Origin of the sequence: Neorhizobium vignae (assembly GCF_000732195.1) — a bacterium.
GTDB classification, from domain to species: Bacteria; Pseudomonadota; Alphaproteobacteria; order Rhizobiales; family Rhizobiaceae; genus Neorhizobium; species Neorhizobium vignae.
The window spans coordinates 76,584-93,744 of sequence record NZ_JNNU01000010.1; the positions used below are offsets into that span (position 1 = coordinate 76,584).

17 protein-coding genes and 1 pseudogene are annotated in these 17,161 nt (G+C 62.4%); 4 read left to right on the plus strand and 14 right to left on the minus strand.

What is annotated here, in order from left to right:
- The 4 genes from GQ59_RS30655 to GQ59_RS18055 all read right to left on the minus strand — a co-directional run bounded on the left by GQ59_RS30655 (window position 1) and on the right by GQ59_RS18055 (window position 5,956).
- Window positions 1-1,668 carry a UGSC family (seleno)protein gene (locus GQ59_RS30655; protein ID WP_051904048.1) on the minus strand — a complete coding sequence of 556 codons (1,668 nt, stop codon included), beginning with the start codon at window positions 1,666-1,668 and terminating at the stop codon, window positions 1-3.
- An 88-nt stretch (window positions 1,669-1,756) separates the two neighbouring features.
- Window positions 1,757-3,286: a malonate--CoA ligase gene (locus tag GQ59_RS18045; RefSeq protein WP_037083742.1), complete on the minus strand. Its 1,530-nt coding sequence runs from the start codon at window positions 3,284-3,286 to the stop codon at window positions 1,757-1,759.
- Window positions 3,286-4,659, minus strand: coding sequence for a malonyl-CoA decarboxylase (locus tag GQ59_RS18050; protein WP_051904049.1), 1,374 nt, complete (start codon window positions 4,657-4,659; stop codon window positions 3,286-3,288). Before GQ59_RS18050 ends, GQ59_RS18045 begins: the two co-directional genes overlap by 1 nt.
- An 82-nt stretch (window positions 4,660-4,741) precedes the next feature.
- Window positions 4,742-5,956 carry a polyhydroxyalkanoate depolymerase gene (locus GQ59_RS18055; RefSeq protein ID WP_037083962.1) on the minus strand — a complete coding sequence of 405 codons (1,215 nt, stop codon included), beginning with the start codon at window positions 5,954-5,956 and terminating at the stop codon, window positions 4,742-4,744.
- Window positions 5,957-6,074: 118 nt separating this feature from the next.
- Here GQ59_RS18055 and GQ59_RS18060 point away from each other — a divergent pair, with 118 nt between their 5' ends.
- The 4 genes from GQ59_RS18060 to GQ59_RS18075 all read left to right on the plus strand — a co-directional run bounded on the left by GQ59_RS18060 (window position 6,075) and on the right by GQ59_RS18075 (window position 9,009).
- A complete protein-coding gene (locus tag GQ59_RS18060) occupies window positions 6,075-6,728 on the plus strand; it encodes a glutathione S-transferase (RefSeq protein WP_037083743.1) in 654 nt (217 codons plus the stop codon).
- 24 nt (window positions 6,729-6,752) lie between these two features.
- Window positions 6,753-7,592 (plus strand): tryptophan 2,3-dioxygenase, encoded by an 840-nt coding sequence (gene kynA / locus GQ59_RS18065; RefSeq protein WP_037083744.1) that lies wholly within the window; start codon window positions 6,753-6,755, stop codon window positions 7,590-7,592.
- Between the two features lie 74 nt (window positions 7,593-7,666).
- Window positions 7,667-8,503, plus strand: coding sequence for an AraC family transcriptional regulator (locus tag GQ59_RS18070; protein WP_037083745.1), 837 nt, complete (start codon window positions 7,667-7,669; stop codon window positions 8,501-8,503).
- An 83-nt stretch (window positions 8,504-8,586) separates the two neighbouring features.
- On the plus strand, window positions 8,587-9,009 hold the full coding sequence (locus tag GQ59_RS18075; protein ID WP_037083747.1) for a VOC family protein: 423 nt from the start codon (window positions 8,587-8,589) through the stop codon (window positions 9,007-9,009).
- 18 nt (window positions 9,010-9,027) lie between these two features.
- Here the strand turns inward: GQ59_RS18075 and GQ59_RS18080 are convergent, their stop codons facing one another.
- The 10 genes and pseudogenes from GQ59_RS18080 to GQ59_RS31950 form a co-directional block, all read right to left on the minus strand.
- Window positions 9,028-9,351 carry a hypothetical protein gene (locus GQ59_RS18080; RefSeq protein WP_037083748.1) on the minus strand — a complete coding sequence of 108 codons (324 nt, stop codon included), beginning with the start codon at window positions 9,349-9,351 and terminating at the stop codon, window positions 9,028-9,030.
- Window positions 9,352-9,366: 15 nt separating this feature from the next.
- Complete coding sequence (locus GQ59_RS18085; protein WP_037083749.1) at window positions 9,367-10,302, minus strand: 2-hydroxyacid dehydrogenase; 936 nt, start codon at window positions 10,300-10,302, stop codon at window positions 9,367-9,369.
- Window positions 10,303-10,340: 38 nt separating this feature from the next.
- Window positions 10,341-11,120, minus strand: a complete 780-nt coding sequence (locus GQ59_RS18090) for an amino acid ABC transporter ATP-binding protein (RefSeq protein WP_051904050.1) — start codon at window positions 11,118-11,120, stop codon at window positions 10,341-10,343.
- A 34-nt stretch (window positions 11,121-11,154) separates the two neighbouring features.
- Window positions 11,155-11,955 (minus strand): transporter substrate-binding domain-containing protein, encoded by an 801-nt coding sequence (locus GQ59_RS18095; RefSeq protein ID WP_037083753.1) that lies wholly within the window; start codon window positions 11,953-11,955, stop codon window positions 11,155-11,157.
- Between the two features lie 52 nt (window positions 11,956-12,007).
- Complete coding sequence (locus GQ59_RS18100; RefSeq protein ID WP_084683222.1) at window positions 12,008-12,664, minus strand: amino acid ABC transporter permease; 657 nt, start codon at window positions 12,662-12,664, stop codon at window positions 12,008-12,010.
- A gap of 15 nt (window positions 12,665-12,679) precedes the next feature.
- Window positions 12,680-13,348 (minus strand): amino acid ABC transporter permease, encoded by a 669-nt coding sequence (locus GQ59_RS18105; RefSeq protein WP_037083754.1) that lies wholly within the window; start codon window positions 13,346-13,348, stop codon window positions 12,680-12,682.
- A 109-nt stretch (window positions 13,349-13,457) separates the two neighbouring features.
- Complete coding sequence (locus GQ59_RS18110; RefSeq protein ID WP_037083964.1) at window positions 13,458-14,495, minus strand: LacI family DNA-binding transcriptional regulator; 1,038 nt, start codon at window positions 14,493-14,495, stop codon at window positions 13,458-13,460.
- A 98-nt stretch (window positions 14,496-14,593) separates the two neighbouring features.
- On the minus strand, window positions 14,594-15,418 hold the full coding sequence (locus GQ59_RS18115) for an inositol monophosphatase family protein (protein ID WP_037083755.1): 825 nt from the start codon (window positions 15,416-15,418) through the stop codon (window positions 14,594-14,596).
- Window positions 15,419-16,417, minus strand: a complete 999-nt coding sequence (locus GQ59_RS31945; protein WP_432762593.1) for a LacI family DNA-binding transcriptional regulator — start codon at window positions 16,415-16,417, stop codon at window positions 15,419-15,421.
- A gap of 6 nt (window positions 16,418-16,423) precedes the next feature.
- A pseudogene (locus tag GQ59_RS31950) lies at window positions 16,424-17,158 on the minus strand (glycerophosphodiester phosphodiesterase); the annotation flags it as partial.
- Between the last annotated feature and the right edge of the window lie 3 nt (window positions 17,159-17,161).

Below are 17,161 nucleotides of genomic sequence, written 5' to 3' on the forward strand. Positions count from 1 at the left end.
TCAGCGCCAATCGTCGACGGAAACGGTCGTGCGATAATGCGCGCCGTAGATCTGCCAGTAGCCGTTGGACTCGCCGCCGACGACCACGACATTGATGTCCTGCGGGCGGAAGATGTGGACAAGTTCGTCCCTGCCCGGCTTCAGCTTGCCGGCCATCGGCTCCTCGCCGAACGTGGCGCGGGGATAGATGTAGTTCTGAACGAGCTGCAGGTCCCAGTAACGGCCGGCCGGCATCTGTGCCGTCTCATAGATGAAGTCGAGCAGGTCCTGCTTGTTCACGAAGCCGCCGCGATCGATGAACTGCCTGGCGCAGATCGGGTCGAGCACCAGGGTCGGCGCGGTGATCGCATCGGTGCCGAGCAGCATGTCGCGCACATGCTCGCGCCAGTATTCCTTGCGCAGACCGAGGCTGAAGGTCGTGGAACGGCAGCCGTGGAAGATGCTGACCGTGCTCGTCCTGGCGTCGAAACCCTTCTGCACATGCAGCGGCTCCCACGGACTGCGCTCCTCGTTTTCCGCGAAGGTGAGGTTGTTGTAGGTGTAGTTGTTGCCGAGCGACCCCATGAAGGTCTCACCCACAACAGAGCCGCCCTGCAGGTTCTGCGACAGCAGGCCGAATGCGCGGCCGATCGTGGCATTGGCATGGCTGTAGGGGCCGAGCGCGCCGACGCCGCAGTTCATGCCGATCTCGTTGCGAACGGGTCCGTTGACGACGGCCATCGCCGCTGCCGAAGAGGAGGTCGATCCGCGGGCGGAGACCTGTGCCGCCGCCAGCGCCAGGATGACCGGGAAATATTCGGGCGACGCGCCGGCCATGACGGCGTTCACGGCGACCTTCTCGACCGTGTATTCCCACAGGCCGCGATTGGTGGTCGGCTGCATATGGCCGACGACCTCGTCCGGCTTTCGACTTGTCCCGGCCAGCATGTCGGCGACGCGGGCATCGGTCGGCAGGATGATCGGCAGCTTGTCGGTCCAGCTGTTGCGCAGGAAAGCTGCGTGGAGATTGTCCTCCGTGTCCGGCTCGATCAGGCGCGGCGTGCTGCGCTCGAATTGTGTATCCTCGGCACCTGCCGAGAGGCCGACGGTCAGGGCCTCGATGATCTCCTTCATCACCGGCTTGCCGCTGATCGGATCGATGCCTTCCACATAGGCGCGCAGCTCTTCCGGCGTCTTGCCCATCACCGGCTGTGGCACGAAGACCAGCGGTTGCTGCGAGAGACCGCCCATCTTGGCGACGGAGCGGACTACTTTATCGAACTTTTCGGTATGGATCGCCGCGGTCGGCACCCCGTATTTGGTTTCGAGCGTGATCGCATGGGTGGTGACGGCTGGTGCGCAGGTGCTGCAATGGCCGACGCCGATAATCGCGGCATGGCCGTTCGTCTTGATCTCTTCCCAGAGCTGCGGATCATCCTTGGAATACGTGTTCGCCATCTGGCGGATCCGTACATCGACGGAGGGCATGTTGCGTGCAAACCAGGCCTCGACCTCCTTCAGGAGCTCGACGGAATCGTCAAAGCGGCTGTCGACGAGATAGACGACCTTGCCGTCGAGGCTGGCGGGCCGGTCGGCCGGCTGCTTGCGGCTCACCTTCGGCGGATAACCCATCGGGTTGTGGACGGTGACGAGCGGCTGAACGCTCTGCGGCTTTCCCTGTTGCAACATCCCATTTCCTCCCGAAATGATCCGTGCTCGTATGCAATTCATAGTCCACGCGTATACATCAGCCGTCAAGTCCTAAAATCACTGTCGCCTATTTTGCAGCCACTGCAGGCTCGAATGCTCCGGCAAACCGATCTCGGAGTATATTCTTCTGGACCTTGCCCATGGTGTTTCGCGGCAGTTCCGCCATGAACGCCACTTTTTTCGGGCGTTTATAGCTGGCCAGACGGCCGTCGAGCGCTTTGATGACCTCCTGCTCGGACAATTGGGCACCTGATTTCAGCACGACCGCGGCTATGATGCCCTCGCCGAAATCCGGATGGCTGACACCGAAGACGGCACTTTCGGCGACGCCCGGCATGGCGTCGATCTCCATCTCCACCTCTTTCGGGTATACATTGTAGCCGCCGGTGATGATGAGGTCCTTGCCGCGGCCGACGATATGCAGATAACCGTCGGTATCCACCTTGCCGAGATCGCCGGTGATGAAGAAGCCGTCCTTGCGGAATTCCGCCGCGGTCTTTTCCGGCATGCGCCAATAGCCCGAAAACACGTTCGGGCCGCGCACCTCGATCATGCCGATCTCTTCCCTGCCAAGGGAGGCGCCTGTTTCCGGGTCGGTGATCCGCACCTCGACGCCCGGCAACGGGAAACCGACCGTGCCGGCGACGCGCAGACCGTCATAGGGGTTCGAGGTGTTCATGTTGGTCTCGGTCATGCCGTAGCGCTCGAGAATGGCGTGACCGGTGCGCGCCTGCCATTCCGCGTGGGTCTCGGCCAGAAGCGGCGCCGAGCCGGAGACGAAGAGGCGCATATGCGCGGTGCTCTCCTTGTTCAGTACGGGATGCTGTAGCAGGCGTGTGTAGAAGGTCGGCACGCCCATCAGCACCGTCGCCTTCGGCATCGCCTCCATGATCTTGTTCGGGTCGAATTTCGGCTGGAAAATCATCGAGGCGCGCGCGGCGAGCACGACATTGGTGGCGACAAAAAGCCCGTGCGTGTGGAAGATTGGCAGCGCGTGGATCAGCACGTCCTTGTCCGTGAACCGCCAGCTGTCCACCAGCGACGTCGCGTTCGACAGGAGATTGTCGTGGCTGAGCATGGCCCCCTTGGAGCGCCCCGTCGTGCCGGACGTGTAGAGGATCGCGGCAATATCCGCGCCTCCCCGCGCCGAGGTTTCGGCAATCGGCTTGGCAATGCCGGCCGCGTCCGTCAAAGTTCCCTTCCCCGCGGGATCGAGGGTCAGGATCTTTGCACCGGCCGCCTTGGCGATCGGCTGCAGAGCCTCGAGCTTTAAAGGATCGCACACAAAGATCGCGGGCTCGGCGTCGGTCAGGAAATATTCGATTTCCGCCGGTGTATAGGCGATGTTGAGCGGCAGGTAGATGCCGCCTGCCCTGACCGTCGCCAGGTACAGCGCCAGTGCCGCCACCGACTTTTCGGCCTGCACCGCAACCCGGTCGCCAGGCTGCAGGCCGGCCTCGAGAAGCGCTCCGGCCAGCCGCGCGCATTGGTCCGTGAAGGCGCGGTAGCTCATCGCGCCGGCCGTTTCGTCCGTCAGGAGCAGCCGATCCTCCCGGTCCAACCCGCCGAGCAGCGCCTCATAGAGATTACCAGCCATCAAAACACCTCCTGGGAAACCGGTTGGGCCAGCTTGCGCAGCGCCGGCATGGCTGCGATATGGCCGTTCTCGGCGTAAGCCTCGTGATTTTTCTCGATTTCGCCGAGCCGGTAGCGATAGTTGACCATCAGGCCGTAGGACTGGCGCATCCCCTTCGGCGATCGGTCGCCGAGAAAATTGAGCCGCTCGGCCTGCGCGCCGTTGCCGAGATGGAACCGCGCCACCGGGTCCACCGGCCGGCCATTGCCGCGCCGGACGTTCAACAGGTAATGCGCGCCGAGCGGCAGCATGGCGCGCTGGATCTGGTCGAGTTCGTGTTCGCCGGCAGAGGCCCAATCACCTTCAAGCCTGGCGATAAGCCGCTGCTTTTCCTGGCTGATTTCCTCGCTGTCGGTCACGCGGCTTTCGCCGCGTAACCAGGCACCAAAGCCCGGGATGGGGGATAAAGTCACGAAATTTTCGAGCCGCGGAAGGTCGCGCTTCAGATCGTTCACCACCTGTTTGATGAGGAAGTTGCCGAGCGAAATGCCGGCAAGGCCGCGCTGGCAGTTGGAAATCGAATAGAAGACGGCCGTCGTCGCCTGTTGCACGTCCAGCGGCTGGCGATCGCGGGCGAGAAGCGCATCGACCGAGGCCGGCAGATGGTCGGTCAGCGCCACCTCGACGAAGATCAGCGGCTCGTCTTCAAGCTGGGGATGGAAGAAGCCGAAGCAACGGCGGTCGGCCGGCGCCAATCGCCGGCGCAGGTCATCCCAGCCGTCGATATCGTGCACGGCTTCATAGCGGATCAGCGCCTCCAGAATATTGGCGGGCGTGGTCCAGTCGATCGATCGCAACATCAGGAAGCCCCGGTTGAACCATGAGGAGAAGAGATGGCAGAAGTCGAGGTCGACCGGCTGCAGCGCCGGTTCCTTGGACAGCATGTCCATCAGGTGTTCGCGCATCTCGACCAGCGTCGCCGTGCCGCGCTTGGCGAAATTGATGCGGCGGAAAAGCTCCTGCCGGCGCGGCTCGGCCGCCTCGTGCAGCCTGGCAATGTTCTCCGCACTGGGGTCGCCACGATAGGCTTCGGCCGCCGCATCCAGGGCCTTGCGGTCGGGGCCGAACCGATCCAGCAGCGCGCGCATGAAGATGTCGCGGTCCGGGACGCGTGCCTGGCGATAGGCTTCAAGGAAGGCTTCGGCGAGAATGGCGCCGGAGACTTCGCCGCGGCGTGACAGGATCATCTCGGCAAGACCGGTGAGATCGCGGTTCTGCACGGGCGGCGATGACAGGCCGAACAAGGCCCGGCCGCGGCCCGACAAGGACTGGATCAGTTCGCCGATAAACGGTGGAGCGTCCCACCAGCCAAAAACTGGATCCCTGCTGCTCATCTCTTTTCTCCTGCCCGTTCATTGCATACAGCAGATAGAGGATCGTATGCAAGTCAAGGTATGAGACTTGGCGCCCTTGACCTCATTCCATGGCAAGGATCAGATTGCGCACAACGGGATAGATTTCCTTCTCCCACCGGCGCCCACTGAAGACACCATAGTGCCCGACATTGGCCTGCAGATGGTGGCGGCGCAGATGCGGCCGCAGCGAGTGACAGAGGTCATGCGCGGCCGAAGTCTGACCGAGCCCGCAGATATCGTCGCGTCCGCCCTCGACGGTCAAAAGCGCCGTGGCGTGGATATGGTTCGGATCCACCTTGCGGCCATGATGAGTGTAGGTGCCGCTTGCCAGCTCCGCCCTCTGGAACACCCGGTCGATGGTCTCGATGTAGAATTCCTCGGTCATGTCGAGCACAGCGAAATATTCGTCGTAAAAATGCTTGATCTTGTTCGCGTCAGCCGTCTCGCCCTTGGCGAGATGGCCGTAGAGCTTGCGATGCGCCTCGACATGCCGCTCCATGTTCATGCTCATGAAGGCGACGAGCTGCAGGAAGCCCGGATAGACGCGCCGGCCGCTGCCGGGAAAACCCATCGGAACGCCGGTGATCAACTCACTCTTGAACCAGGACAGCGGCTTTGACACGGCCAGTTCGTTGACCTTGGTCGGGCTCTCCCGCGTATCGACCGGCCCGGCCATCAGCGTCATGGTGCGCGGGGTCGCCGGGTTCTTCGCCTCCGACATGACGGCGACCGCAACGAGCGCCTGGACGCAGGGCTGGCAAACGGCGAGGATATGCCCGCGCGGGCCGATCTCCTCCAGGAAGCGGATAATATAATCGACGTAATCGTCCATGCCGAAACGGCCGGCGGACGTGGAGACGTCCCGCGCATTGGCCCAGTCGGTGACATAGACGTCGTGGTCCTTCAGCAGCGTCTGGACCGTGCCGCGCAGCAGCGTCGCGAAATGGCCCGACAACGGCGCCACGACGAGCACCCGTGGGCGAGGCATATCGACGTCGGCGACAAAATGCAGGAGCCGGCCGAAGGGCAGGTCGAGCGCCGTTTCGACTGATATCGGCACGTCGCGATTGCCGATCGTGACCGAGTTGATCTCGAATTCCGGCCTCTCGTGGGTGATCTTGAAACGCGACATCAGCTCGAGCGCCGCGGCCGCATGCCGGCCCATTTCGGTGCCGGCGCCGAAGAACAGCGTCGAGGACAACAGCTGCAGGCGTCGGGCCATATCCCGCATCGGTGCGAGCAGGTCGTCCTGGAATTGATAGGCCTGATAGAGCATGAACATGACCCCGCGCGCCGCTAAAATGCGGCAGTGCAAAAATGCTAGTGCAATATGTCTCGCGATGCGAGAAGATTGTAAGTGAAAAACAGGATTGTCCGGCAAGGGTTGGAAACTGATGACGCAGGCGGCACTGACGATTTCGTCGAAAAACTACTCCTCATGGTCGCTTCGCGGATGGCTCCTCTGCCGCATGGCGGGGCTGGATTTCGAGGAAGTGCTGGTCGAGATGAATGACGACGCGCGCCAGGAACTGTTGCTCCTGTCGCCGTCCGTGCTGGTGCCGCGGCTGACCCATAACGACGTCACCGTCTGGGATACGCTGGCGATTGCCGAATATCTGAATGAAATCACGCCGGATGCCGGTCTCTGGCCGGCCGACATCGCCGACCGTGCCCGTTGTCGCGCCGTTTCGGGAGAGATGCATTCCGGTTTCCACAATCTTCGCTCGGCCCTGCCGATGAACCTCAAGGCGCGGCACGAGCGCTTCAAGATCTTTTCGGGCGCCCGGCCGGATGTCGAGCGGGTGAAGACGATCTGGACCGAGTGCCTGGAGGCAAGCGGTGGCCCGTGGCTGTTTGGCGCCAATCCGACGGTCGCGGATGCGATGTATGCGCCGGTCTGCAGCCGCTTTCGCACCTATGCGGTCGAGCTTGAACCGAAGCTCGCGGCGTATGCGGAGATGGTTTTGGCCTGGCCGCTGATGCTGGAATGGACCGAAGGCGCACTTGCGGAACCGGACGAAATCGTCGAGTTGGAAGTGGAATTCTGACCGGCGAAAGACATATCGGACATCATGAGCGCAAAACCCTACGATCCCAGCGAAGACGGCGCGGAAATGTCTTTCCGCGAAAAGATGTCCTATTCCGACTACCTGCATCTCGAAAAGGTGCTCGACGCGCAGGCGCCGATTTCGGCAGCTCATGACGAACTGCTGTTCATCATCCAGCACCAGACGTCCGAACTGTGGATGAAGCTTGCGATTCACGAGATCAGCTCGGCGATCTCGGCGATCCGTAACGACGATCCGCAGCCGGCCTTCAAGATGCTCACCCGCGTCGCCCGCATTTTCGAACAGCTCAACAATGCCTGGGACGTGCTGCGCACCATGACGCCCAGCGAATATACAGAATTCCGCGCCTCGCTCGGCCAGTCATCCGGCTTCCAGTCCTATCAATACCGGGCGATCGAGTTCCTTGCCGGCAACCGCAACGTCGCGATGCTCGGACCGCATGCCCATCGACCCGATATTACCAAGATGCTGGAAGGCATCCTTGCCCGCCCGAGCCTCTACGACGAGGCGCTGATGCTGCTTTCCCGGCGCGGATTCGATATCGGCGAGGACGCCGCAAGAACCGCCTGGCGCACAAAACGCACCGAGAACGCGCAGGTGCTGGAGGCCTGGAAACAGGTCTATAGCGCACCCGGCACCTATTGGGAGCTTTACGAACTCGCGGAAAAGCTGGTCGACTTCGAGGACTATTTCCGCCGCTGGCGTTTCAACCATGTCACCACGGTGGAACGGGTGATCGGCTTCAAGCGCGGCACCGGCGGCACGTCGGGAACGTCCTATCTCAAGAAGATGCTGGAGGTCGAACTGTTTCCCGAACTCTGGCGGGTGCGCACCGTCCTGTAAATCGCGCGAGGCTGGAAGCTGCCGGTTGGTGATCTTCCTGAGCCGAGTTATGTTGGCTCAAACGCGGGGAGCCGATGCGGGCGAAGGGACAAAACGGGTTTCGGATGTTTCGATGCGGCATGGCCGGCGTACAGGCGGTCGTGGCCCGCTCCGACCACCGTTTCGCCCGTCACACCCATGACCAGTACGGCATCGGCGTGATCGAGAGCGGCGCCCAGAAGTCCGCAAGCGGACGCGGTCCGGTGGAAGCCGGACCGGGCGACGTCATCACCGTCAATCCCGGCGAGGTGCATGACGGTGCGCCGATCGGCGACGATGGCCGTTTCTGGCGGATGCTCTATTTCGATCCGGATGTGATAACCGGCGCGGTGGCCGATATCCGCCAGGGCAGGCCCGGCGATTTCGAATTTGCCGATCCGGTGCTGCGGCACCCCCCGCATGCCACGACAATGCGGCAGCTGTTTACCGCAATGACCGCCGAGCGAGCCGGCACCGAGCTCCGCCGCCAGGAATTGCTGCTGACGCTGCTGGCCGAGGTTTTGCGGGAGACGCCGGAGCCGAAACCGGTGCCGCGAGCTATCCGGGCAGCGCGGGAGCGTATTGATGACGATCCGGCCAAAGCGGTCAGCCTTGCCGATCTGGCGGAACCGGCCGGCATCAGCCAATTCCAGCTGCTGCGCGCTTTCGACAAGGCGACCGGGCTCACTCCGCATGCCTATCTGATCCAGCGGCGTGTCCAGTTGGCGCGAAAACTGATCGTTGGCGGAGCGGGACTTGCTGAGGCGGCGCTGGCCAGCGGCTTTTCCGATCAGAGCCACATGACCCGCATCTTCACCCGCAGTTTCGGGCTTTCCCCGCACCTTTATGCGGTTTCTGCGCGGCCGCCGCAAGCATCCGGCGGGCCTTGCTGAGGACGGCGGGACGCTTGCCCTTTGTTGTGGGAGTATTAGGCTCCGTGTTTCGGATATCCACCTGACGCAGGAGGGCGCGGACCATGTCTGCATGCTTCAGATATATCGTCAACGATGTAAAGGCAGCGATCGATTTCTACACCGCACATCTCGGCTTCAAGCTCGAGATGAACCCTGCCCCGCCCTTCGCGGAAATTTCGCGCGGCGACATGCATCTCTATCTGTCCCAGCCGAACCCGCGGGGTGGCGGCGGTGCACCGATGCCGTCCGGAGAGCAGCAGGCTCCCGGCGGCTGGAACCGCATTCATCTGACCGTCGACGACCTGGATGGCATGGTCGAACGCCTGAAACTGGCCGGCTGCCACTTCCGCAACGAAATCATCCAGGGGACAGGCGGCAAGCAGATCTTGTTGGAGGATCCGTCCGGAAACCTGATCGAACTGTTCGAGCCGAACACGCCCGCTTATCGCGCGCCCGGCTCAGGCACCAGGACCGCTGGCGGTTGACCGGCGACCCGGGAGATCTCAGCTCAGCGCCAGATCGAAGACGTGGTGATGGATGTGACCGTCGAACATGGTGAGCAGGCCCTTGGTCATGTCCCGGCTCTCGTAACGCACCGGCGATTCCAGGGCCGCCGCCAGCGCCTCGCGGCTTTCGTACATGGTCGACAGCACCATCGGGTAGGACGGTGCGCCCTCGTCCCGCTCGATATTGTAGAGCACGCGGACTTCCTTGATGCCCGGAAAGGCGAGCCACATGGGCATCAGCTTCTCGGCCACATAGGCCTTGAACGCCTCTTCCCGGCCGGCATGGATCGCGCCTTCGAAAAAGGCCTGACGGATGATCATGGGTATTTTCTCTGTTCAGTTGACGGTGGTCGGCGGCTTTTCGCCAGCGAAATGGGCGGCGATATTGGCAAGCACCAGCTCACCCATGGCGACGCGGGTCTCGACCGTGGCGCTGCCTTGGTGTGGCATCAGCACCGTGTTTGGCGCGGTGAAAAAATCTTCGCGGATACGCGGTTCGTCGAGATAGACGTCGAGGCCGGCTGCGCCGATCGTGCCGTCGTTCAGGGCAGCGAGCAGCGCGTTCTCGTCGACGACACTGCCACGAGCAATATTGATCAGGATACCTTTAGGTCCCAGCGCCTTCAGAACCTCGCCATTGACGATATCTTTCGTCTCGGCATTCGCCGCGACGATGACGCACAGCACATCGCTGTCTTCCGCCAGTGCCACCGGCGAGGCGCAGGACTTCCAGGTCGTGTCCGTGACCGGCGAGCGGTTCCAGAAGCGGATGTCCATGCCGAAGGCTTCGGCGCGGCGGCCAAAGGCCTTGCCGATCTGGCCGAGGCCGAGAATGCCGAGGCGCTTGCCCTTCGGGCTGTTGCCGAGCGGAAAGCCTTCCTTGCCCCACTTGCCGGCGCGCACGAAGGCGTCGCCCTTGGCGATATGGCGCAGCACAGCGAGCATCAGCGCGATGCCCATGTCGGCGACGTCATCGGTCAACACGCCCGGCGTGGTGGTGACGTCGATATTGCGGCTGCGGGTGAATTTGAGATCGACCTTGTCGGTGCCGACGCCATTGATGGCGATGACGCCGAGCGCCGGCAGCCTCTCGATCCACTCGTTGGAGAGGCCGGAGCCGCCGCCTGTCGCAACGGCGCGGATGTTCGGCAAGGCCGCTTCCAGCGTTTCCTTCTGTGCCGGATCGTACAGCCGATGCACGGTATAGATGGCATCGAGCTGATCCTCGATGAACTGCATCAGTGGTTCCACAAGCAGGATATCTGGTTTCATGTCCGGAACTCCTTGATTTCAATGAGTGGCAGCAGCGTTCAAGAGATCTGTCCGAGGAAGATCTTCAGGCGCTCGTTCTTGGGATTGCCGAAGAATTCTTCCGGCGCGGCGGTTTCGAGAATCTCGCCGCGGTCCATGAAGATCACCCGGTCGGCGACCTGCCGGGCAAAACCCATTTCATGGGTGACGCAGAGCATGGTCATACCCTCCTTGGCGAGGTCGATCATGGTGTCGAGCACTTCCTTGACCATTTCCGGATCAAGCGCCGAGGTCGGCTCGTCGAACAGCATGATCTTCGGGTTCATGCAGAGCGCCCGGGCGATCGCCACGCGCTGCTGCTGGCCGCCGGAAAGCTGGGCGGGATATTTTTCGGCCTGTTCGGGAATGCGCACCCGCTCCAGGTATTTGCGGGCGGTCTTTTCCGCCTCGACCTTGGAAACGCCGCGCACCTTCATCGGCGCCAGCGTGCAGTTCTCCAGAACCGTCATATGCGGGAAGAGGTTGAACTGCTGGAAGACCATGCCGGTCTCCTGGCGGACGATATCGACATTCTTGCCGCCGGCGGTCAGCTCATGGCCGTCGACGACTATCCTGCCCTTCTGGATCGTCTCCAGCTGATTGATGCAGCGGATCAGCGTCGACTTACCGGAGCCGGACGGGCCGCAGATGACGATCCGCTCTCCCCGGTTGACCGACAATTCGACGTCCTTCAGCGCGTGAAAGCCGCCATACCACTTGTTGACGCCTTCCATCCTGACGGCGAGTTCGGAAGTTCCTCGCGTGGCCGCTGCCGATGCGTTTGCGTTCACCTCAGTCATTGCGAGGAACTCCCTTCGATAGTCGGTTCTGGTCTTACTTGGCGTTGGCGACGAAGTCCGGCAGCGGAGCGCCGAGCCACTTTTCATGGATCTTGCCGAGTTCGCCATTGGCCTTGACCTTGGCGATGAAGGCGTTGACAGCCGTCAAAAGCTCGGTCGAGCCTTTGCGGACAGCGATGCCCTGAACCTGCTGGCTGAGCTGCAGTTTCTGGGTAAAGCGGCCGGGAGCGGCCTTTTCGATCTGGGCGGCGACGACGTTGGAGACGCCGATCAGCTGGACCTGGCCGGACAGCAGGGCCTGGACGGCGCTGGCATCGTCGTCGAAACGCTGGATCTTGGCGTCGGCCGGAGCGATCTTGGTCACGCCGGTATCCTGGGTCGAGGCACGGGCGACGCCGATCGTCTTGCCCGAGAGATCTTCCGGCTTGGAGATTGCAGTCGCCTTTGCGCCGAACACGCCGATCGAAATGCCGGCATAGGGCTGGGAGAAATCGACGCTCTTGGCGCGCTCTTCGGTGATGCCGAGCGAGGCGACGAGCAGATCGACCTGGTTGCTCTGGAGGTAGGGGATGCGGTTCGGGCCGGTGACCGGAACGATCTGCACCTTCACGCCGAATTCCTTGGCAAGCAGCTTTGCCACGTCGGCGTCATAACCGTCCGGCTCATTCGACGTGTTCATGATGCCGAATGGCGGAAAGTCGACCAGCATGCCGATCTTGACGGTGCCTGCGGACTTGATGCTTTCGACGGTCTGGGCCGATACGGTGGAGGCGCCTGCGCCCATCATCAGGCCTGCGCCGATGACGGCCATAACCATGCGTCTAGAAATATTCATTTTCCTACCCTTTTCTGTTGCGCCGGTTTTCCTCCCTCCGGCTCGGGTCCCGTCAACGTGCCGTTGCGCGGGAAAATCTGAGTTCCATGCGTCTTGCAAGTACCGAAAGCGGCCAGCAGAGGACGAAATAGACCGCCGCCACCGTGCCGAACACCATGAACGGGCTGAACGTTGCATTGTTGATGATCTGGCCCTGGCGGGTGAGCTCGGTAAAACCGATGATCGCCGCAAGCGAAGTGCCCTTGATCAGCTGCACCAGAAAGCCGACCGTCGGCGCCACTGCGATCTTCGAGGCCTGTGGCAGGACGATGTAGCGCATCCGATTGAAGTAGCGCAGGCCGAGCGCGGTCGCGGCTTCCCGCTGGCCCGGCGGCACGGCTTCGATGCAGCCGCGCCAGATTTCGCCGAGGAAGGCGCTGGCATGCAGGGTGAGCGCGACGGTTGCGGCAAGCCAGGGATTGATGGCAAACCCGAGGATGTTCATGCCGAAGAACACCAGGAAGAGCTGCATGAGCAGTGGGGTTCCCTGGAAGATGCGGATGAAGCCGGTGGCGATCAGCCGCGGCCATTTTGCATCAGAGACGCGTAGCAGCGCGATCAGCAGGCCGCCGATGCCGCCGCCTGCAAAGGCGATCGCCGAGAGCGCGATGGTCCACTGCGCCGCAAGCACGATGATCCAGAATTCGTTGATGCCGAAAGGTCTGATCAATGGCATGTCAGGCTCCTACCGGCTCAGCGGATATTTGAAGGCGGCCTTCTCGATTATCGAGAAGATCGTCGAGAAACCGACCGACATGACGAGATACATCACCGTTATGACGATATAGACCTCGAAGCTCGCGAAGGTCTGCGACTGCAGATTGTTGCCGGCGGCGGCAAGGTCGTCGGCGGAGATCGCCGAGACGACGCTCGAGGTCAGCATCAGGTAGATGAACTGGCTGGTCAGCGACGGATAGACGGTGCGCAGCGCCGGCTTCATGATGATATAGCGGAAGATCTGCAGCTTCGAGAGGCCGAGCGCGGTGCCGGCCTCGATCTGCCCCTTCTGGATCGACTCGATACCGGCGCGGATGATTTCCGTGCCGTAGGCGCCGAAATTGACGACCAGCGCCACGAGCGCCGCACTGTTCGGGGTCAGGAAAATCCCGAGCGACGGCAGGCCGAAGAAGATGAAGAAGATCTGCACCAGGAACGGCGTGTTGCGAATGATTTCGATATAGGCGTCGATAACCCAGCGCAGCGGCGCTATACCGGACGTCTTGCCAGCGGCGCAGGCGATCGAGACGATCAGGCCGATGATCATCGCCGCCACCGAAAGCTGGATCGTCAGCCAGGCGCCGAGCAGAAGCTGGTCGAAACCCGCAAACACGGGCTCGAAATTGAAATTGTACAACTTGGGACCTCCCCAATGATGTTGAAAGAGCGTCACTCCTCTGCGGCGACCTTTCCATTTAGATCGATCTAAAAGCTTTTCGCCCGGGCGTCAACCGGGAATTAACGGATCAATATCGAGCCGGACCGGCGATCGGCCCGCAGGACTGGCGAATATGCAGCCGCGTCTCCTTCACAACCCTGCGAGGCGGAAGCAGCGGATCGCTCAAGCGGTCGAGCAGCAGGCGGGCGGCATTCTCGCCGATCGTCACCGGCGCGGTGGAGACAGAGGTGAGCCGCGGGCGGATGATGTCGGCTTCCGTCACGTCGTCGAAGCCGATCAGCGAAAAATTCTCACCGACCTTCAGCCCGAGATCGTGAAGACCGGCTGAAAGGCCAAGCGCGATCACGTCGTTGAAGCAGACAACTGCGGTCGGCTTTTCCCGGTTCTCGAACAGCAGATGTGCCGAACCCGGGATCTGCGCCGTCTGGTCGGGGACACGGATGATCAGGTCCGGATCAAAGCCGCGGGAGAACATTGCGTCGCGAAAACCTTCGATCCGTTCCAGATAGGCGGAATGAACAGGCCCGTGTACCGCGAAGGCAATCCGGCGATGGCCGAGCGAGGCGAGATGGCCGACCGCTTCGCGCATGCCGGCGGCATAATCGACGCCGGCATAATCGATATCGTCGGAAATATGCCGCAGCGCCTGAACCAGCGGCAGGCCCCATTCCGCCATCCGGTCGAGGAATTCCGGTTCGGTGGCGGCCGCCGGGCAGATGATGACGCCGTCGACGCCGTGCTCGCGCATGCGCTGCATGACCATGTCCTGCCGCTCGGCAAGATCGCCGCTATTGGCGAGGATCACCACCATGCCGGCTGCATCGATCACTGATTCGATGCCGGAGAGAAGCTCCGCGAAGAAGGGATTGGTGAGATTGGGCACCACGACGCCGACCGTATGGCTGCGTTCAGCCCTGAGCCGGGCGGCACCCATATTGTAGACGTAACCGAGTTCGCGCATCGCCTCCTCGACCCGAGCCCGCGTCTCGGTGCCGACCAGCGGGCTCTTGCGGATGACGAGCGAAGCGGTCGCGCGGGACACATTGGCGCGCGCCGCCACGTCGAGAAGCGTTACACGGTTTTTCTTTTTGTCTTCGAATGGCATCAAAATCACTTAGCAGAAGTGTCGGGAACCCGAACGGATTCCTCCCTATACATTGACCTCGGCATGTGCCGGGTCAATCCGTCTGCTATCTGACCGCATTACTCCGCGTCTGCAAGCAGGCCTTCCATTTCCATCAGGAAGGCGAACTCGCCGGCAAGCCCCGGTGAACAGGCAACCACCGGCCCGCCGCGGGAAAGCAGTTCGTCGAGCGGCGGCACTGCGATCGTCGCGCCGGCCTCCGAGGCGATCAGCACGCCGGCAAGCATGTCCCAGGAGGACAGGTGCCGTTCGTAATAGAGATCGGACACGCCCTCGGCGACGCGGATGAGGCCGATCGCGGCGGCCCCCATGCGGCGGTAGTCGATGCCGCGCTCGTAAAGCTTGCGTGAGACGTTGATGTAGTCCTCGAAATCGGTGCGGCGGGAATGGCCGAGAATGGCAATCGCGTGATTGGGATCGCTGGTCTTTGCCGCTGCGATCGGCTTGCCTTCCTTGAAGGCCCCCTCACCCCGGATCGCGTGGAAAACCCGGTCCTGGGCGGCATCGTATATCACGCCCACCAGAATCTTGCCGCCGGCAACGAAAGCGATCGAGACTCCCCAGTGGCGAAAGCCGCGGATGAAATTGGTGGTGCCGTCGATCGGATCGACCACCCAGGTGCCCCGCTCTCCGGAATGCCCCCCACCCTCCTCGCCCATGAAGGAATCGTCGGGGAATTCGCCGAGCAGCGCTGCACGGATCGCTTCTTCGGCCCGCTTGTCGGCGACGGTGACGAAGTCCTGCAGGCCCTTGTTCTCGACACCGAGCGTTTCGGGAAGCGCCTCGGCGCGGAAGGCGGCAGCCTGCATGCCGACCCGGCGGGCGAGCTCGATTGCGGTTCTTTCGCGAGACTGTAGTGAAGAGAGATCGAATGCAGATGCCATTTATGCACTTCTTCTTTTGATCAGCGTCACCGGCGTGAATTCCACCCTTGCGACGGCGTCCGGTTCCGACATCCGGCTGGTCAGGAGATCGATCACCTGCTCCGCCTGTACGTCGCAGGGCTGTACGAATGTGGTGAGGTCATAGGCCGACCAGCTTGCCTGAGGGATGTCGTCATGACCGATGACCTTGACCGAGCCGTAGCTCCGGCCTGCCCTGGCGAGCCCGTCGAGCACGCCGCAGGCCATATAGTCGTTGACCGAAAACACCCCGTCTATGCCCAGGTCGATCAGCGCCTGCGCAGCCTCGTGGCCATGGGCGTAGTCGTTGATGGCGACCGGAATCAGAGGTGCGTCGAGCCCGAGCATCTGGCAGCGGCTCTGAAAAGCCTCGGCGCGGCGGCGCGAGGAATAGGAGACGGCCGTACCGGCGATGACGGCGAGCTTCTTGGCACCCGCCTCGACGAGATGGTCAACGGCGGTGTAACCCGACATCCGGTCATCGGAAACGACCCGATCGACAAAGGGAAAATCCTCGCCCTTGTTGACCAGCACGATCGGCACGCCCTCGACCGCGCATTCCTCGAAGATATGCGAGGGCGGCGCATCCGAGGTGACGATGACCCCGGAGACCGCGTAATGCAGCAGCTGGCCGATGACGGTGGCGCTGTCCGCCTCCTTGGAAGTCGGCAGCAGGATCGGCCGGTAGTTGCGGGCAATCAGCGCGCGGGCCAGATTTTCGAGCTGCTGGGTGCGGAACGGGTTGTCGAGGCCGGCGGCCACCAGGCCGACGAAATCGGACCGCTTGTTGGTGAGGCTGCGGGCGAGATAGTTGACCCGGTAACCGAGTTCCTTGGCCGCCTGGTAGACCTTCTGGCGGGTTTTTTCCGAAACGCTCGCATCCGGGGTGAAGGCGCGCGACACGGCGGCGCGGGAGACACCGGCCGCACGGGCGACATCGAAGGAGGTGACGCGCCGCTGCTCGCGGGACATGCCGCTTATTTCCCTCGGCCGCATCAGCTCCGGCAGGTCGGTGCAGATTCCAAGCACCGGCAGGACCATGATATCCTTCAGTACGTCCGGCCGTTCCTCGTGCCAGAGGACGATCTCCTTGCCCTCGGCAAAAGCCCTGTCGATCAGTTCCTCGGTGACGAATTCCTGCGGCGTGTCGCTCGCCTTTTCCCAGCAGAGATGCAGGATGTCGGCGCCGGCCGCCTCGCCTGCCGCATGCGGATCGTGGCCGACGCGGATGAGCACCGAGAGCGGATAGTCGCAGCCCATCTCGCGCAGTTCGCGCACCTGGGCGGTATCGAAGGAACCGAGGCAGGCGAAGCGCTGGTCCATGTCCTTCAGGTGTCGCCAGCAGAGCGCGCCAGTGCCCGGCCGCTTCAGCTCAACGTAAAGGCCGCAGCCAGTCTCGCGGCCGAGGGCCGCGACTTCCGCAAAGCTCGGCACATCCGGCACCGCCGCGCGCAGCTCCGCAAACGTCATCTGCGAAATGTGCAGGTCCTTCTGGAAGACCCGTTGCAGATGGTCGTCATGGGAGACAACGACCACGCCGTCCGAGGTCATCTGGGTGTCGAGTTCCCACATTTCGGCGCCGAGTTCGGCAGCGCGGCGGAAGGCCGTCAGCGTGTTTTCCCGTTCATGGCCGCTTGCGCCGCGGTGGCCGATGCAAAAGGGCAGCCGGCCCTTCCCTTCCGGCCAGCCGAATTTGCCGAAAAAGGCGGAAAAGTCGTGCATCGA

Excerpts from the sequence above, each read along its gene's own strand:
- GQ59_RS30655 (WP_051904048.1), bottom strand. The coding sequence starts at position 1,668 with ATGTTGCAACAGGGAAAGCCGCAGAGCGTTCAGCCGCTCGTCACCGTC.
- GQ59_RS18045 (WP_037083742.1), bottom strand. The coding sequence starts at position 3,286 with ATGGCTGGTAATCTCTATGAGGCGCTGCTCGGCGGGTTGGACCGGGAG.
- GQ59_RS18050 (WP_051904049.1), bottom strand. The coding sequence starts at position 4,659 with ATGAGCAGCAGGGATCCAGTTTTTGGCTGGTGGGACGCTCCACCGTTT.
- GQ59_RS18055 (WP_037083962.1), bottom strand. The coding sequence starts at position 5,956 with ATGCTCTATCAGGCCTATCAATTCCAGGACGACCTGCTCGCACCGATG.
- GQ59_RS18060 (WP_037083743.1), top strand. The coding sequence starts at position 6,075 with ATGACGCAGGCGGCACTGACGATTTCGTCGAAAAACTACTCCTCATGG.
- kynA (WP_037083744.1), top strand. The coding sequence starts at position 6,753 with ATGAGCGCAAAACCCTACGATCCCAGCGAAGACGGCGCGGAAATGTCT.
- GQ59_RS18070 (WP_037083745.1), top strand. The coding sequence starts at position 7,667 with ATGCGGGCGAAGGGACAAAACGGGTTTCGGATGTTTCGATGCGGCATG.
- GQ59_RS18075 (WP_037083747.1), top strand. The coding sequence starts at position 8,587 with ATGTCTGCATGCTTCAGATATATCGTCAACGATGTAAAGGCAGCGATC.
- GQ59_RS18080 (WP_037083748.1), bottom strand. The coding sequence starts at position 9,351 with ATGATCATCCGTCAGGCCTTTTTCGAAGGCGCGATCCATGCCGGCCGG.
- GQ59_RS18085 (WP_037083749.1), bottom strand. The coding sequence starts at position 10,302 with ATGAAACCAGATATCCTGCTTGTGGAACCACTGATGCAGTTCATCGAG.
- GQ59_RS18090 (WP_051904050.1), bottom strand. The coding sequence starts at position 11,120 with ATGACTGAGGTGAACGCAAACGCATCGGCAGCGGCCACGCGAGGAACT.
- GQ59_RS18095 (WP_037083753.1), bottom strand. The coding sequence starts at position 11,955 with ATGAATATTTCTAGACGCATGGTTATGGCCGTCATCGGCGCAGGCCTG.
- GQ59_RS18110 (WP_037083964.1), bottom strand. The coding sequence starts at position 14,495 with ATGCCATTCGAAGACAAAAAGAAAAACCGTGTAACGCTTCTCGACGTG.
- GQ59_RS18115 (WP_037083755.1), bottom strand. The coding sequence starts at position 15,418 with ATGGCATCTGCATTCGATCTCTCTTCACTACAGTCTCGCGAAAGAACC.